Here is a 16386-nt window from a genome sequence, read left to right on the forward strand (position 1 = left end):
GAGCACAGGGAACGCGGGGAAGGTCACGCCGTCACGGCAGACCCTGCCCCGAGGGCGGAGAGCCGGCGGGCCCTGGGCGGCGCAGCCGGTGGTCACAGCGTGCGCAGCAGCACCGCCGGCTGTTCGACGCAGTCCGCCACGTACCGCAGGAAGCCGCCCGCCGTGCCGCCGTCGCACACCCGGTGGTCGAAGGTGAGCGAGAGCTGTACGACCTGCCGCACCGCCAGCCCGCCCTCGTGCACCCAGGGCTTGGGGACGATGCGGCCGACGCCGAGCATGGCGGCCTCGGGGTGGTTGATGATCGGTGTGGAACCGTCGACGCCGAAGACGCCGTAGTTGTTCAGCGTGAAGGTCCCGCCGGTCAGCTGGCCGGGCGTCAGTCTCCCGGTCCGCGCCGCCTCGGTCAGCCGGGCGAACTCGGCGCTCAGCGACTCCGCGTTCCTGCTGTGCGCGTCCCGTACGACGGGCACGACCAGCCCCCGGTCCGTCTGCGCGGCGAACCCGAGGTCCACCCGGTCCAGCCGTACGACCTCGCGGGCGTCCGTGTCGACCGTCGAGTTGAGCTCCGGGAAGCGGGCCAGCGCGGCGGTGCAGATCCGGGCGAGCAGTGCGAGGAGGGAGATCTTCGGGCCGCCGGACGCATTCATCGCCCTGCGGGCTTCCATGAGTTCCGTGGCGTCGGCGTCCACCCAGCAGGTCGCGTCCGGGATCTCGCGCCGGCTGCGGGAGAGCTTGTCGGCGACGGCGCCACGGACCCCGCGCAGGGGGATGCGGGTGCCGAGGCCATCGGCCGGCGGGGAGGCGACGGGGGCGGGCAGAGCCGCCTGGGGCGCCGTGACCGAGGAGGCGTGCGGCGCCGGGACGCCGACGGCCGGGGCCGTCCCCTGCGGAGCCTCCCGCAGCGCGCGCTCGACGTCCGCCCGGAGGATCAGGCCCTCGGGGCCCGAGCCGTGCAGCGTCCGCAGATCCAGGCCGTTGTCGCGGGCGAGGCGGCGGACGAGCGGGGAGATGACCGGCACGGGGCCGTCCGGCCGCTCGGGGGCGGCAAGAGCGGGTGCTGTCCGGGCAGCGGCGGGCCGCGCCGTGCCCGCCGTGGCTCCGGCGGGTTCCGCCGCCCGGACGGGCGCCTCCGGCCGCACCCGCCTGCGCCGTGCCGCAGGCGCACCGGTGCCGTATCCCACCAGGACGTTGCCGGAGCCCTCCTCGGCGGTGTCGCCGGAGGCAGAAGCCCCGACCGCCACCGTCAACAGCGGTGCTCCCACGGGCAGTTCCGTGCCCTCCTCACCGAAGCGGGCGGTGACGACGCCGCCATAGGGGCAGGGGACCTCGACCATGGCCTTGGCGGTCTCGACCTCGACGACGGGCTGGTCGACGGCGACGACGTCGCCGACCTGCACCAGCCAGCGCACGATCTCGGCCTCGGTGAGCCCCTCACCGAGGTCGGGCAGCTTGAACTCCAGCACCTGGGCCATCAGCTCTCCGCCTCCCACTGCAGGCGCCCCACGGCATCGAGGATCCTGTCGACGCCGGGCAGATGGTGGCGCTCCAGCATCGGCGGCGGATAGGGGATGTCGAACCCGGCGACGCGCAGCACGGGCGCCTCCAGGTGGTGGAAGCAGCGCTCGGTGACGCGGGCCGCGATCTCGCCGCCCGGACCGCCGTACCCACCGGACTCGTGGACGACGACGGCGCGTCCGGTCCGCCGCACCGACGCGGCGACCGTCTCGTCGTCGAAGGGCACGAGCGAGCGCAGGTCGACGACTTCGAGGTCCCAGCCCTCGCCCGTGGCCGCCTCGGCGGCCTCCAGGCAGACGGGCACGGACGGGCCGTAGGTGATGAGGGTGGCGCTGCGACCGGTGCGGCGCACGGCCGCGCGGCCGATCGGCTCGACGGCCTGCGGTTCCTCGGGGTTCCAGGAGTCCTTCGACCAGTACAGGCGCTTGGGCTCCAGGAACACGACCGGGTCGTCGGAGGCGATGGCGGCGCGCAGCAGCCCGTAGGCGTCGGCGACTGTGGCGGGTGTGACGACATGGAGCCCCGGAGTCGCCATGTAGTACGCCTCGGAGGAGTCGCTGTGGTGTTCGACGCCGCCGATGCCACCGCCGTAGGGAACGCGGATGGTGACGGGCAGCGGCATCGCCCCGCGCGTGCGGTTGCGCATGCGGGCGACATGGCTGATCAGCTGCTCGAACGCCGGGTAGGCGAACGCGTCGAACTGCATCTCCACGACCGGCCGGAGCCCGTACATGGCCATGCCGACGGCCGTGCCGAGGATGCCCGCCTCGGCGAGCGGGGTGTCGGTGACCCGGTCCTCGCCGAACTCCTCGGCGAGGCCGTCGGTGACCCGGAAGACTCCGCCGAGGGTGCCGACGTCCTCGCCCATGACGTGCACGGTCGGGTCGGCGGTCATGGCGTCGCGGAGGGCGCGGGTGAGCGCCTGCGCCATGGTGGCGGGCTTGAGAGCGACGGTGGTCATCGGTGCGCCCCTTCTTCCTCCGCCGCCAGCTCGGCCCGCAACAGCGCCTCCTGGTCCCGCAGATGCGGGGTGGGCTCGGCGTACACGTGGGCGAAGAGGTCCATGGGGTCGAGCACCGGGTCCTGGTTCATGCGCTCGCGCAGATCGGCGGCCATCGTCTCGGCGGCGTCCCGCGCGGCCCGGATGCCCGCCTCGTCGAGGAGTTCGCGCTCGGTCAGCTCGTGTTCCAGGAGCGCGATCGGGTCGTGGGCGCGCCAGGTGTCGACCTCGGCGTCACCGCGGTAGCGGGTCGCGTCGTCGGCGTTGGTGTGGGCGTCGATGCGGTACGTCACCGCCTCGACCAGCGTGGGGCCACCACCCGCGCGCGCGTGGGCCACGGCTTCGGCGAGCACCTGGTGCACGGCCGCCGCGTCGTTGCCGTCGACCAGGCGGCCCGGCATCCCGTAGCCGACGGCCTTGTGTGCCAGTGACGGGGCGGCGGTCTGCTTGGCGAGCGGGACGGAGATCGCGAAGCCGTTGTTCTGGACAAGGAAGACGACCGGGGCCTGCCAGACTGCGGCGAAGTTCAGCGCCTCGTGGAAGTCGCCCTCGCTGGTGCCGCCGTCACCCACCAGGGCGAGCGCGACCACGTCGTCGCCCCGGAGGCGTGCGGCGTGCGCGAGGCCCACGGCGTGCGGAAGCTGGGTGGCGAGGGGCGTGCACAGGGGCGCGACCCGGTGCTCGTGCGGGTCGTAGCCGGTGTGCCAGTCGCCGCGCAGCAGCGTGAGCGCCTGCACGGGGTCGAGGCCGCGGGCGACGGCGGCGAGCGTGTCGCGGTAGCTCGGGAAGAGCCAGTCGCGCTCTTCGAGGACGAGCGCGGCGGCGACCTCGCAGGCCTCCTGGCCCGTGCTGGAGGGGTAGACGGCGAGCCTGCCCTGCTTGGTCAGGGCCGTGGCCTGCGTGTTGTAGCGACGGCCGCGCACCAGCTCCGCGTAGAGCCGGCGCAGCAGCGCGGGGTCCGCGTCGGCCACCGCTTCGGTGCCGAGCACGCGGTACGGCCGCGCGTCGGGCAGCAGCGGCGCCGGATCCGTGCGGGGCTGCCAGGCGGGCGGTGGTGTCGGGCGGTACGCGCCCCGCTGCTCCATGACCGTCATACGGCACCTCCTCGTGGGAGTGGCTCGGGGACACGGCACGGCTGTGACGCGTCTCACCTACCGATTGTTCGGTCGTTGGCGCATTTTGGCTACAGGCACCCTCAGGCTGTGGACAAACGGTTCTGCGCAGCCTGGAATGAACGCAGTACGTCCACGGCAGGGAGGCGGGGGCACATGGCGTCTGAACAAATGGCCGAACCGCCGGAGCACGGCCCGGCCCTGCCGCCCCCTCGACCGCTGGACGCCATAGATCAGGACATCCTGCGCATGCTGCAGGCCGACGGCCGCGCCTCGATACGGTCCGTCGCCGAACGCGTCCACGTCTCCCGCGCCAACGCCTACGCCCGCATCAACCGCCTCATCGAGGACGGCGTGATCCGCGGCTTCGGGGCGCGCGTGAACCACGAGCGCGCCGGAAAGGGCACCTCCGCCTACATCACCCTCAAGATCGTGCAGAACTCCTGGCGCACGGTCCGTGAACAACTTCGCCAGCTGTCCGGCGCCGCCCACATCGCGCTGGTGGGCGGCGACTACGACGTCCTGCTCCTGGTGCACACCTCGGACAACCGGGCCCTGCGCGAGGTCGTCCTCACCAAGCTCCAGGCCATCCCGGAGGTGCTCAGCACCCGGACCCTGCTGGTCTTCGAGGAGGAGGACGTGGAACCGGAGGAGTGACCGGCGAGGAGACCACAGCCCCCGATAATCGATCAGTCCTGGGCGCGCAGACCCGCGAAGACCAGCTGCGCCACCGCGTCGGACACTTCGCGCTCGCCCATGCCCCGTCCGTCCGGCCGGTACCACTCCACGATCGAGTTGATCATCCCGAAGACCAGCCGGGTCGCGAGCCGCACCTCCACGTCCCCCCGTACGTCCCCGTCGGCCGCCGCGGCCTTCAGCAGCTCGGCGACCTGATGGTCGAAGTCCCGGCGCCGCTCCAGGGCCCAGCGCTCTGTGCCGGTGTTGCCCCGCACCCGCAGCAGCAGCGTCACATACGGCAGTTCGGCGATGAGGACCTCCACCATGCGCCGGACGACGTGCTCCAGCCGCTCCACCGCACGTCCCGCGCGCGCGGGTTCCTCGTCGAGGATCCCGAAGAGCCCGTCCAGCGCCCGGCTGACGGCCCGCCGCAGCAGCTCCTCCTTGCCCGTGACGTGGTGGTATATCGACGACTTCGAGATACCGGCCGCCTTGGAGAGGTGCTCCATGGACGTGCCGTCGTAGCCGCGCTCGTTGAAGACCCGGACGGCGACGGAGAGCAGTGTCTGCGGGGTGTACGTGTCCCGTTTGGCGGTGGTCATGAGGAGGTGCCCTCCCGCTTGTCGGAGGCGTAGGCGTGGCGGTACAGCGCGAGGGACGGCGCGTAGCGCCCGGAGGGGTCGCGTAGGTGCAGGTCGTCCAGGAGGGCGTACGCCCAGTTGCGGCCGAGCCTGCGGCTCCATTCGAAGGGCCCGAGCGGGTAGTTGACCCCCAGGCGCATCGCCGTGTCGATGTCCTCCTCGGTGGCCACGCCCTTGGCGACGGCGTCGTGCGCGAGGTCGACGATCCGGGCCACCGTACGGGCGACGATCATTCCGGGGGCGTCCCCGATGACGCTGACGTCCTTGCCGAGCGCCTGGAACAGCCCGGTGGCCTCGGCGAGGGTCTGCGGGGAGGTGTCCTGGGAGGCGGACAGGGCCACGCGGGTGGCCTGGCGGTAGTCGAACGCCAGGTCGAAGTAGACGACGTCCCGGAACTCCACGGAGGTCTGCCCGTCGGCGAGGGCCAGCTGCCCGCCGCTCGGCAGGACGAGCCGGGTGCCGTGGTCCTCGTCGTCCTCGCGGACCGGGATGCCCGCCTCGCGGATCAGGGTGAGCAGTTCGGAGGCGGGGCCCAGGTCGCCCTCGGTGACGACGTACGCGGGCGCCTGGGCCCGTTCGGCGGTGTGCGGTTCGGGACGCTCGGCGTCGTCGCCGTAGCCGTACCAGCCCCGCCCCGCCTTGCGACCGAGCCGGCCGGACTCGACGAGCCGCCGCTGGGCCAGCGAGGGCGTGAACCGCACGTCCTGGAAGAAGGCCTGCCACACGGAGTGGGTGACGGACTCGTTGACGTCCTGCCCGATGAGGTCGGTCAGCTCGAACGCGCCCATCCTGAAGCCACCGCACTCCCGCAGGATCGCGTCGAGGGTGGCCGGGTCGGCGGCCTGCGCCTCGTGCACCGCGAAGGCCTCGGCGTAGAACGGCCGTGCGATGCGGTTGACGATGAAGCCGGGGGTGTCGGCGCACGCGACCGGTGTCTTGCCCCAGGCGCGGGCCGTCTCGTACGCGCGTGTGGCCGACGTGACGTCGGTGGCGAACCCGGAGACGACCTCGACGAGGGGCAGCAGCGGCGCGGGGTTGAAGAAGTGCAGGCCCACGAAGCGGCCCGGGTGGCGCAGGGCGCCCCCGATGGCCGTGACCGACAGGGAGGAGGTGTTGGTCGCGAGCAGGCAGTGCTCGCCGACGACGTCCTCCAGCGCGCGGAACAGCTCCTGTTTGACGTCCAGCCGCTCCAGGACCGCCTCGACGACGAGGGCGCAGTCCGCGAGGTCGGACAGGCTCTCCGCGGCGTGCAGCCGGGCGCGCGCGGCGTCCCGGTCGGCGCCGGCCAGACGGTCCTTCGCAACGAGCCGGTCGAGCCGGGCCCCGATCGCCTCCGCCGCTTCCCGGGCGCGGCCCGGGGCGACGTCGAACAACCGTACGGGGTGGCCCGCGACCAGCGCGACCTGGGCGATGCCCTGGCCCATGGTGCCGGTGCCGACGACGGCCACGGGGCTGCTGAGGTCGAGTGCTGTCATGTGCGCGATCCTCCCGCACGGGGTTGTCCACAGATGCGGCGGACCCCCTTGTCCCGACCGATCGTTCGGTTACTCTAACTCTGTCCGGCCACCCGTCGCCCACCACCGCCCTGAACGAGGCGCTTCGCGCCACACCCCCTGATTCTGTCCTGCCCAGGTCAGGGCCCACAAACGAGTCCTGACGTGAGGAGTTGGTCACGCATGGCCGCCGAACTGTCCGCGCACACCCTGCTCGCCAAGCACCGGTCCACTCTCGACCAGGCGCTGGAAGCGATCCGCACGCGCGCGTACTGGTCGCCCCACCCCGAGCACCCCAAGGCGTACGGCGAGAACGGCAGCCTGGGCATGGCCGAGGGCAAGGCCGCCTTCGACGCCCTCCTCTGCACCCGCCTCGACCTCGGCCAGCCCGGCACCGACGACTGGGTGGGCGGCGAGATCTCGCCGTACGGCCTCGAACTGGGCATCACCTACCCGCACGCCGACATCGACACGCTGCTGCCCGCCATGAGAGCCGGGCAGCGCGCGTGGCGCGACGCGGGCGCTCAGGCGCGCGCGGCGGTGTGCCTGGAGATCCTCAGGCGGATCAGTGACCGCACCCACGAGTTCGCCCACGCGGTCATGCACACCTCCGGCCAGGCCTTCATGATGGCCTTCCAGGCCGGCGGCCCGCACGCCCAGGACCGAGGCCTGGAGGCGGTCGCGTACGCGTACGCCGAGCAGATCCGCACCCCCGACAACGCCGAATGGACCAAGCCCCAGGGCAAGCGCGACCCACTCGCCCTCACGAAGCGGTTCAAGCCGGTCCCGCGCGGCATCGCCCTCGTCATCGGCTGCAACACCTTCCCGACATGGAACGGCTACCCGGGCCTGTTCGCCTCCCTCGCCACCGGCAACGCGGTCCTCGTCAAGCCCCACCCGCGCGCGGTGCTGCCCCTCGCCCTCACCGTCCAGGTCGCCCGCGAGGTCCTCACCGAGACCGGCTTCGACCCCGACCTGGTCGCGCTGGCCGCCGAACGCCCCGGCGAGGGCATCGCCAAGGACCTGGCCACCCGCCCCGAGATCCGCATCATCGACTACACCGGGTCGACGTCCTTCGGCGACTGGCTGGAGGCCAACGCCCGCCAGGCGGCGGTCTACACGGAGAAGGCCGGCGTCAACACGGTCCTCGTCGACTCCACCGACGACTACAAGGGCATGCTCGCCAACCTGGCCTTCTCCCTGTCCCTGTACAGCGGCCAGATGTGCACCACCCCGCAGAACCTCCTCATCCCCCGCGGCGGCATCACCACCGACGAGGGCCCCAAATCCTACGACGAGGTCGTCGCCGACCTCGCCAAGTCGGTCGACGGCCTGCTGGGCGACGACGTGCGCGCGAACGCCCTGCTCGGTGCGATCGTGAACCCCGACGTCAAGGCCCGCCTCGAAACCGCCGCGTCACTCGGCGAGGTCGCCCTCCCCTCAAGGGAGGTCAGCAACCCCGAGTTCCCGGACGCGGTCGTCCGTACGCCGGTGATCGTGAAGCTCGACGGCGCGCGGAAGCACTGGGAGCGCGGCGACGAGGAGGCCGCGTACATGAGCGAGTGCTTCGGACCGGTGTCGTTCGCCGTCGCCGTCGACTCGACCACGGACGCGGTGGAGTTGCTGCGCCGGACCATCCGCGACAAGGGAGCGATGACCGTCGGCGCGTACACGACCGCCGGCGAGGTGGCGGACGCGGTCGAGGAGGCCTGCCTGGAGGAGTGCGCGCAGTTGTCGCTGAACCTCACGGGTGGGGTGTATGTGAACCAGACCGCGGCGTTCTCGGACTTCCACGGGTCCGGTGGGAATCCGGCGGCGAACGCGGCTCTGTGCGACGGGGCGTTCGTGGCCAACCGGTTCCGGGTGGTGGAGGTTCGGCACGAAGCGCACCGCTAGAAGACCAGGCGACCGCTGCGGTCGGCGGCTGCGGCGGCTGCGGGCCTTCCCTGGCTGGTCGCCGGTGCCCCGCGCCCTCACGAGGGGCGCTCCGGCCAGGCCGTCTCAGAAGGAGCCGACGCTCCAGTGGTACAGCGTCATCGCCACGCTTGTCGCCAGGTTGTAGCTGGACACCTGGGGGCGCATCGGCAGGGACAGCAAGTGGTCGGCGCGGGAGCGCAGTTCGGCGGAGAGGCCGCTGCGTTCCGAGCCGAAGGCTAGGACGGCGTCGTCCGGCAGCCTCAGTCCCCGGATGTCGTCGCCCTCGGGGTCGAGCGCGAAGAGCGGGCCCGGCGGCAGCTCCGCCACCTCCAGGCGCTCCACGGCGGTCGCGAAGTGCAGGCCCGCCCCGCCGCGTACGACGGTGGGGTGCCAGGGGTCCAGGGTGCCGGTGGTGACCACCCCGGTAGCGCCGAAACCGGCGGCCAGCCGGATCACGGCCCCCGCGTTGCCCAGATTGCGCGGGTTGTCGAGGACCACGACGGGCGCGGTGCGCGGGGTGCGGGCGAGGGCCGCCAGATTGGCCGTGCGCGAGGGGCGTACGGCCAGGGCGGCCACGGCGGTGGGGTGCGGGCGCGGCACGAGGGCGCGGTACGTCTCCTCCGGGACCTCCTGGAGGAGACGCCCGAGCCGGTCGCGTACGTCCGGGGCCAGGTCGTCGGCGAGGACGAGCGCCGCCGGGCGATCCGCGGTGACGGCCACCGGGACCTCGGCGCCGAAGCGCACGGCGTGCTTGAGGGCGTGGAAACCGTCGAGCAGGACGGAGGCGTCGGCGAGGCGACGCCAGGTCCGGAGGGGATCGTCCACCGGGCGGTCGTCCGGTCCGATCGGCGGGCGGTCCGGTCCGGTCAGCCGGAGGCCCGCCGGTCCATCCACTGGTGCGGTCACCGGATCGTTCATGCAGTGAAGCCTACGTGCGCCTGCTCGCTCGCCTCCGGCTCCTTCGGCAGCGGTGGCCGCCGCTGTTCACGCGGCCCCGGCAGCGTACGGCCACGCCCCGGCGGTACGCGCCGCACAACACGGTCACGCGCGCGTGCCACGAGGCCGCCCAGATGCTTCAGGAAGGTCGTCGGAAGGAAGACGGCGTCGGCGGCGATCATCGCGAGCGAGAAGAACGGCAGGCCCAGCACGACGGCGATCACGGCGTGCTCGGTCATCATGACCGCCAGCAGAACGTTCTTGACGCGCCGGTTGAAGAGCGTGAACGGGAAGGCGACCTGCACGATCACCGTCCCGTACGTCATCAGCATCACCATCGTGCCGCTCGACGACATGAGATCGGAGAGTGCGGCCCAGGGCGAGAAGTAGTCCAGGTGGAGCGGGTAGTACGCGGCGGTGCCGTCCTGCCAGCGCGACCCCTGGATCTTGTACCAGCCGGCGGCGGCGTAGATCAGACACGCCTCGGCCATGATCACGACCAGTGCGGCGTTGTGCGCGAGATTGCCGACGATGTCGAGCAGCACGCGGGGCTTGACGTTCGACTCGATGCGGCCCGCGGCCCACCACAGGGCGTGCACCACCCACAGGCCCCAGAAAAAGGTCAGCCAGCCGCCCGGAACCAGCTCACCGCCCGGAATCAGACCGCCGAAGGTCGCCACCAGCAGCGCGAACCCGAGCACGCACCACAGCAGGGGACCGCTCCGGTCCTCCGGTGCGCTGCCGTCCCGCGCACGGCGCTCGCGCGTGCGCCCTGCGCGCCGCGCGTCCAGCGACCAGACCTGGGCGCAGCGGACGAACACGAGATAGATCGCCATGAGGTGGATGACGTTGTCGCCGCCGTCGCCCATGAAGACGCTGCGGTTCTGCAGGGAGAGGACGCCCACCATGAAGAGCACGCTCATGGCGCGGGTGCGCCAGCCGATGAGCAGCAGCAGGCTCGACAGCACGGCGACGGCATAGACGATCTCGAACCACACCACGCTGTCGGACCACATCAGCACCGTGAAGGCGTCGTTGGCGGCGATCAGCTGCTGGGCCAACTCCCAGCTCCAGGGCCCGTCGGGACCGTACAACTCACGCCGGTGCGGGAACTCGCGCAACAGGAACAACAGCCAGGTCGCGGAGAAACCGATACGGATGACCGCACTCTGGTACGGGCCCAGCGCGCGATCGGTGACACGGGTGATCCCGCTGCCTATCGCGGCGGCGAGACGCGCCATCGGCGTGACCGGCTTGACCGGGCCGACCGGGTGGTTGGCCGGGCCAACAGGGTTGCTCGGGCTCATGGCGCTCATTCGGCGCTCGCCTCCGTCCGACCGGTGGCGGTCCGGCCGGCGCCACCCGCGTTGACGGCGGCGTCCGTCCGGTCCTTGTCGGTCACCGACCACCAGGCCAGCTCACGGACGACAGGCTTGTCGGACACCTTTTCCTCGCTCCAGTCGGGCGGCGGCACGTTGGTGGTACGGGACCGCAGCTGGATCCGCTTGATCACACCGCCGGAACCAGCGGCCCGCTCGCGGTCGAGCCGCATCACCACGATGCGGCGCACGTAGCGCTCGGCCAGGTCACCGCGCGAGGTCGTGGCGCGGCTCTCGTCGTCATGCGTGGCGAGATAGAAGTCCCAGGCCCGGCGCAGCTCGTTCTGCTGGGCGTGGCTCGGCACCGGATTGCGGTCGATCGCGGCGCCGTCCAGCGCCGACAGGTCGTACCAGCCGGTCTCGCGCACCTCACCGCCCGCCGTGCGGACCTCGGCGCGCGCCTGTACGGAGATGTTCTGCTGCAAGGGGTTCGGGGCGAACAGCTTCCAGTTCTGTTCGAACTCCGGGTACACCCACTCGTCCACCGCCCGGCCATGCTGTTTCGTCAGCGTGTTCGAGGGCGCGATATGCAGAAACACCAGCCCGAGATGCGTACAGGCCGCCACCGCCACGAACGCGAGCACCAACGCCACGGCGATCTGGTAGGGGAGGGTGAGCGCGGCGATACCCGAGGCAGGCCCCCGCTCACCGGGGGCCTGGCTGACGGAACCCGCGTCGGCGGGAGTCCGGCCGACAGCAGCCTGGCTTCTGGAAGCCTCGCCGACACGGCCTGCGGAGGCGGAGTCCTCGGGTCCGTCCGGTCCACGCCGGGCGTTCGAGACCTCGTCGTTCGCGTCCATTCCGCCCCGCTCCCCGATTCCCACTGTCCGGTCGCAATCCCCACCGGAACTTAGTCAGCCGCGTCCCTCCGGCACAGCCCCGGCGGCCCGCAGCAGTCACATCGTCACACCGCACACACGGCACCCACGAGGTTATCCACAGCGGGGGACACCTTACGGCGCCGTGGTCCACCATTGAGTCGGGCCGATCGACCACACCGATCGATCGGTCCACCGATGGGCGCGGCCAGGGCACGGGCGAAGGGCTGGGGCTGGAAGTGGGGGGCTCGGGGCCGGGGGGGTGGGGGCTGGGGGGTGGGGGGGCGGGCCCAGTCAGCGCCATTCCCTTCTTCTAGAACCTGTTCTATCTTGACGCCCCGTCACCGGCGACACAGAAGGGCAGGCACCGTGGACTTCACCTTCACCGAAGAGCAGCAGGCGGCGGCCGAGGCGGCGAGGGCGGTGTTCGCCGGGGTCGTGCCGGACGGGGTGCCGAGCCCGTCGCTCGTGCCGGGGGCCGTGGCCGACGACTTCGACCGCGTGCTGTGGGCGAAGCTCGCCGACGCGGACCTGCTCAGCCTGCCGCTGGACCCCGTGTACGGCGGTTCGGGGCTCGATGCGATCGCCCTGTGCCTGGTCCTGCGCGAGTCGGCGAGGGTGCTGGCCAGGGTGCCGTTGCTGGAGAGCAGTGCGGCGGCGGTGACCGTACAGGCGCACGGGAGCGAGGAGGTGAAGGCGGACCTGCTCGCTCGGGTCGGCCGGGGCGAGGTCGTCCTGACCGTCGCCGCGCACGGCCGCACCGGGCACGATCCGGCCGAACTCGCCGTGACCGCACGGCGGGAGGCTGACGGCGGCTGGGTACTGGACGGTGTGCAGACGGCGGTGCCGTGGGCCTACAACGCGGACTTCGTCGTCGTCCCCGCGACGGTCGCACCGGAGTCGGTCGCCCCCGGTGGGTCCGCCGGCGGATCCGAGCACGGCGCGGCCCCGGTCGCCGAGGGCCGGGTCGTGCTCGCGCTCGTTGCCCGCGTGCATGAGGCAGTGGCGCTCGCCGAGCAGATCTCCACCGCCGGTGAACGGCTGGCCGAACTGCGGCTGGAGTCGGCGCGGATCGCCGGGCGGGACGTCATCGACGCGGAGGGGGCGTGGGAGCGGCTGAGGGAGTTGCTGGCCACCGGGACGTGCGCGCTGGCGCTCGGGCTGGGGGAGCGTGTACTCGGCATGACCGGCGAGTACGCCGGCAAGCGGGAACAGTTCGGGTTTCCGATCGCCTCCTTCCAGGCCGTCGCCGTGCAGGCCGCCGACCGCTTTATCGACCTGCGCGCGATGGAGGCGACGCTGTGGCAGGCAGCCTGGCGGATCACCTCGGGGGCGGGGGGCGCGCTGCCCGCGGCCGGGGATGTCGCCGTGGCCAAGATCTGGGCGTCGGAGGGTGTGCGACGGGTCGTGCAGACGGCGCAGCATCTGCACGGGGGCTTCGGCGCCGACGTCGACTACCCCCTGCACCGCTATCACGCCTGGGCCAAGCACCTCGAACTGTCACTCGGCCCCGCAGCGGCGCATGAGGAGGCGCTGGGCGACCTGTTGGCGGCCCACCCCCTGGGCTGAGCGCCGCGCACGCCGACAACAGGGGCGCGCCAGGCCCACCTACGCGCCCCGCTCCGCTGCCCTGCCCGTACCCGTCGGGCCGTTCTAGAGAACGACCCCCGTCCCGCCCTTGTCGTCGACCACCGGGCGGCCGGAGGCTGCCCAGACCTGCATGCCGCCGTGCACGTTCACGGCGTCGATGCCCTGCTGGACGAGATACATGGCGACCTGCGCCGAACGTCCGCCCGAGCGGCAGATCACATGGACCCTGCCGTCCTGCGGGGCCGCCTCGGTGAACTCGCCGTAGCGCGCGACGAACTCACTGATGGGGATGTGCAGCGCCCCTTCGGCGTGACCCGCCCGCCACTCGTCGTCCTCGCGGACGTCCAGCAGGAAGTCGTCGTCCTTGAGGCCTGTGACCTCGACCGTGGGCACACCAGCTCCGAAATGCATGCGTACGACGCTACCGGACCGGTCGGCCGACGGGCCGAGCCCAGCGCCCGGCGGGCGAGGGCAGGCCAGGGCTACCCGTCCTGGCCGAGAAGCCCGGCCAGCTCCGCCTCCCGCTGGGAGACCTCCGCCAGCAGCTGATCGGCGATCTCGTCAAGAAGACGGTCGGGGTCGTCCGGGGCGAGACGGAGCATGGAGCCGATGGCACCCTCCTCCAGTTCACGGGCGACGAGGGCGAGGAGTTCCTTGCGCTGAGCGAGCCATTCGAGGCGGGCGTACAACTCCTCGGCGCGGCTCGGCCTGCGCTCCTCCGGTACGGGCCCCGCGGCCCACTCCTCGGACAGCTCGCGCAGCAGCACCTCGTCACCGCGGCCGTACGCGGAGTTCACCCGCGAGATGAACTCGTCCCGCCGCTCCCGCTCCTTGTCGTCACGCGCCAGGTCGGGGTGGGCCTTGCGGACCAGCTCGCGGTACAGCCTGCGGGCCTCGTCGCTCGGACGCACCCGCTCCGGGGGCCGTACGGGTTGGTCGGTGAGCATGGCGGCGGCCTCGGGGAACAGGCCTTCCGAGTCCATCCAGCCGTGGAACAGCTCCTCCACCCCCGGCATGGGCATGACCCGGGCCCGCGCCTCCTGGGCCTTGCGCACATCCTCGGGGTCGCCGGTGCGCGCGGCCTTCGCCTCGGCGATCTGGGCGTCCAGCTCGTCGAGCCGCGCGTACATGGGGCCGAGCTTCTGGTGGTGCAGCCGGGAGAAGTTCTCCACCTCGACCCGGAAGGTCTCCACGGCGATCTCGTACTCGATCAGCGCCTGCTCGGCCGCCCCCACGGCCCGCTCCAGCCGCTCCTCGGGCCGCCCCGGGCCCGTGCCTTCAGCGGACGCCTCGTTCCCGGCAGCCGCCTGCCCCTCAGCATCTGCTTCACGCTTGGCGGACGCCATGCCTTCGGCGGGCTCCGCGCCCCCACGGGGCGCTGCGGGCTCCACGGGCTCGGCGGGGCGCTCGGACGGTGTCTGCTCGGCTTCCGGGGTCGTCACCCGGCCCAGCCTAGGCCACGGCTCCGAGCCCTACCGAAGACCACCGGGGACCTGGGACGTGGGGATCACCGCGTCCCGTCCGGCCGCACCGTCGACGCATCCGAACCCACCTCGTCCGTATCCGGGGCCCCTGGTCCCTCCAGACCCCACCGACCTGGGCACCCCCGTCGGTCCCGCCCTCGAACCGCGATCCCGCTCCCTGAGAGCGCCGCTCTCCTCGGCGCCCGATCTCCGCCGGCCTCAGCATTCCTCACCGCTCCTCAAACCCCCATCTCCGCCACGATCCGCCCCGCTCGTAGAGCCGTCACCAGATCCGCGTGGTCCGCTTCCGTGCGGTCCGCGTAGGTCGCGGCGAACGTGGCTATCGCCTCGTCGAGTTCGTCGTTCTTGCCGCAGTAGCCGGAGATGAGACGGGGGTCGGCGCTGTGGGCGTGGGCGCGGGCGAGCAGGGCGCCGGTCATGCGGCCGTAGTCGTCGATCTGGTCGGCGGCCAGGGCCGCCGGGTCGACGCTGCCCTTGCGGTTGCGGAACTGCCGTACCTGGAAGGGGAATCCGTCGACCGTGGTCCACCCCAGCAAGATGTCGCTGACGACCTGCATGCGCTTTTGCCCGAGGACCACGCGGCGGCCCTCGTGTTCCACCTCCGGCACCTCGAAACCGGCGGTCGCGAGATGCGGTACGAGCGCCGAGGGACGGGCCTCCTTCACCTGGAGGACGAGCGGTTCGCCGCGGTGGTCCAGGAGCAGGACGACGTACGAGCGGGTGCCCACGCTGCCGGTGCCGACCACGCGGAACGCCACGTCGTGCACGGCGTACCGGGCGAGCAGCGGGTGGCGGTCCTCGGAGAGCGTCGTGAGGTACTGCGCGAGGGAGGTGGCCACCGCCGCGGCCTCCTCGTCGTCCACCCGGCGCAGCACGGGCGGAGCGTCCACGAAACGACGGCCGCCGCCCTCCACCGGCTCGGTCGCCTTGGCCGCGAAACGGCCGCTCGTGTTGGCGCGTGCCTTCTCCGCGACCCGTTCCAGCGTGCCGAGCAGGTCGTGGGCGTCGGTGTGGGAGACCAGTTCCTCGTCCGCGATGGCGTTCCACGCGTCGTTTGCCGGGAGCTTGGCGAGAAGCCGCATCGTGCGGCGGTAGGCGCCCGTCGCGTCGTAGGCCGCCTTGCGGCAGGTGTCCTCGTCCGCGCCCGCCTCGCGGCCGGCGAGGATCAGTGAGGCGGCGAGGCGCTTGAGGTCCCACTCCCAGGGGCCGTGGACGGTCTCGTCGAAGTCGTTGAGGTCGATGACGAGGCCGCCGCGCGCGTCCCCGTACAGGCCGAAGTTGGCCGCGTGGGCGTCGCCGCAGATCTGGGTGCCGATACCGGTCATGGGTGTGCGCGCGAGGTCGTGGGCCATCAGGCCGGCCGACCCCCGCAGGAACGCGAAGGGAGTGGCCGCCATCCTGCCGACCCGTATCGGCGTGAGTCCGGGGATCCGGCCGCGGTTGGACTCCTGCACCGCCGACACCGCGTCCGGCCGGTCGGTGGTGAGCACCAGGTCCGCGTGCGCGCCGCGGGGCACTCGCGCGCGCAGTGCCTTGCCCTCGTCCTTGGGCGACCCCTGCGAGGGCCACCGGGCGAAGCCCCGCACCCCCGGCATGCGCGCGCCGGCGGGCCGTTGCCCCGGCGACCGCGCCCCGGCCTCCCGGGATTCAACCGACTCCGCTTCGGCCAGCGGCTCCGTCGTCGTACCGGCCTCGGTCACTGCGACCGCCTCCCCCGTACCCGTCCTCGCACGAACATCAACTCGTGACGACGGTACAGCCGGTGGCCGAAACGCGTCAGACCCTGTGGAAAACTCGGCGCCGACCCGGTCCACGCCTGTGGA

General features: G+C 72.3%; 14 protein-coding genes. 3 read left to right on the plus strand and 11 right to left on the minus strand.

Going from position 1 to position 16386, the window contains the following annotated elements; genetic code table 11:
• Positions 1-92: 92 nt before the first annotated feature.
• The 3 genes from WBG99_RS17215 to pdhA are packed head-to-tail and all read right to left on the minus strand — an operon-like array spanning position 93 to position 3609.
• Positions 93-1472, minus strand: coding sequence for a dihydrolipoamide acetyltransferase family protein (locus WBG99_RS17215; protein ID WP_338897157.1), 1380 nt, complete (start codon positions 1470-1472; stop codon positions 93-95).
• Positions 1472-2476 carry an alpha-ketoacid dehydrogenase subunit beta gene (locus WBG99_RS17220; RefSeq protein WP_338897158.1) on the minus strand — a complete coding sequence of 335 codons (1005 nt, stop codon included), beginning with the start codon at positions 2474-2476 and terminating at the stop codon, positions 1472-1474. The genes WBG99_RS17215 and WBG99_RS17220 overlap by 1 nt, the downstream gene beginning before the upstream one ends.
• Positions 2473-3609 (minus strand): pyruvate dehydrogenase (acetyl-transferring) E1 component subunit alpha, encoded by a 1137-nt coding sequence (pdhA, locus tag WBG99_RS17225; RefSeq protein WP_338897159.1) that lies wholly within the window; start codon positions 3607-3609, stop codon positions 2473-2475. Before pdhA ends, WBG99_RS17220 begins: the two co-directional genes overlap by 4 nt.
• A gap of 189 nt (positions 3610-3798) precedes the next feature.
• Here pdhA and WBG99_RS17230 point away from each other — a divergent pair, with 189 nt between their 5' ends.
• On the plus strand, positions 3799-4284 hold the full coding sequence (locus WBG99_RS17230) for an Lrp/AsnC family transcriptional regulator (RefSeq protein WP_338900370.1): 486 nt from the start codon (positions 3799-3801) through the stop codon (positions 4282-4284).
• A gap of 32 nt (positions 4285-4316) precedes the next feature.
• On the opposite strand, the gene WBG99_RS17235 is transcribed toward WBG99_RS17230, so the two are convergent.
• Both WBG99_RS17235 and WBG99_RS17240 read right to left on the minus strand, forming a co-directional pair.
• A complete protein-coding gene (locus WBG99_RS17235) occupies positions 4317-4907 on the minus strand; it encodes a TetR/AcrR family transcriptional regulator (RefSeq protein ID WP_338897160.1) in 591 nt (196 codons plus the stop codon).
• Complete coding sequence (locus WBG99_RS17240; RefSeq protein WP_338897161.1) at positions 4904-6421, minus strand: 3-hydroxyacyl-CoA dehydrogenase; 1518 nt, start codon at positions 6419-6421, stop codon at positions 4904-4906. Before WBG99_RS17240 ends, WBG99_RS17235 begins: the two co-directional genes overlap by 4 nt.
• Before the next feature lie 201 nt (positions 6422-6622).
• Here WBG99_RS17240 and paaN point away from each other — a divergent pair, with 201 nt between their 5' ends.
• A complete protein-coding gene (gene paaN, locus WBG99_RS17245) occupies positions 6623-8335 on the plus strand; it encodes a phenylacetic acid degradation protein PaaN (protein WP_338897162.1) in 1713 nt (570 codons plus the stop codon).
• A 105-nt stretch (positions 8336-8440) separates the two neighbouring features.
• On the opposite strand, the gene WBG99_RS17250 is transcribed toward paaN, so the two are convergent.
• From WBG99_RS17250 to WBG99_RS17260, 3 genes are all read right to left on the minus strand, one after another.
• Positions 8441-9181: a TrmH family RNA methyltransferase gene (locus WBG99_RS17250; RefSeq protein ID WP_338900371.1), complete on the minus strand. Its 741-nt coding sequence runs from the start codon at positions 9179-9181 to the stop codon at positions 8441-8443.
• 89 nt (positions 9182-9270) lie between these two features.
• Entirely contained in the window at positions 9271-10533 is a 1263-nt protein-coding gene (locus WBG99_RS17255; protein ID WP_338900372.1) for an HTTM domain-containing protein, read from the minus strand.
• A 71-nt stretch (positions 10534-10604) separates the two neighbouring features.
• Complete coding sequence (locus WBG99_RS17260; RefSeq protein ID WP_338897163.1) at positions 10605-11471, minus strand: DUF5819 family protein; 867 nt, start codon at positions 11469-11471, stop codon at positions 10605-10607.
• A gap of 387 nt (positions 11472-11858) precedes the next feature.
• Between WBG99_RS17260 and WBG99_RS17265 the strand changes: the two genes are divergently transcribed.
• Positions 11859-13058 carry an acyl-CoA dehydrogenase family protein gene (locus tag WBG99_RS17265; RefSeq protein ID WP_338897164.1) on the plus strand — a complete coding sequence of 400 codons (1200 nt, stop codon included), beginning with the start codon at positions 11859-11861 and terminating at the stop codon, positions 13056-13058.
• An 84-nt stretch (positions 13059-13142) separates the two neighbouring features.
• Here the strand turns inward: WBG99_RS17265 and WBG99_RS17270 are convergent, their stop codons facing one another.
• The 3 genes from WBG99_RS17270 to WBG99_RS17280 all read right to left on the minus strand — a co-directional run bounded on the left by WBG99_RS17270 (position 13143) and on the right by WBG99_RS17280 (position 16158).
• Positions 13143-13472, minus strand: coding sequence for a rhodanese-like domain-containing protein (locus WBG99_RS17270; RefSeq protein WP_338900373.1), 330 nt, complete (start codon positions 13470-13472; stop codon positions 13143-13145).
• A gap of 89 nt (positions 13473-13561) precedes the next feature.
• Positions 13562-14521, minus strand: a complete 960-nt coding sequence (locus tag WBG99_RS17275; protein ID WP_338897165.1) for a hypothetical protein — start codon at positions 14519-14521, stop codon at positions 13562-13564.
• Positions 14522-14781: 260 nt separating this feature from the next.
• A complete protein-coding gene (locus tag WBG99_RS17280) occupies positions 14782-16158 on the minus strand; it encodes a DUF2252 domain-containing protein (protein WP_338900374.1) in 1377 nt (458 codons plus the stop codon).
• Between the last annotated feature and the right edge of the window lie 228 nt (positions 16159-16386).

This window comes from Streptomyces sp. TG1A-60 (assembly GCF_037201975.1).
Taxonomy (GTDB): Bacteria; Actinomycetota; Actinomycetes; order Streptomycetales; family Streptomycetaceae; genus Streptomyces.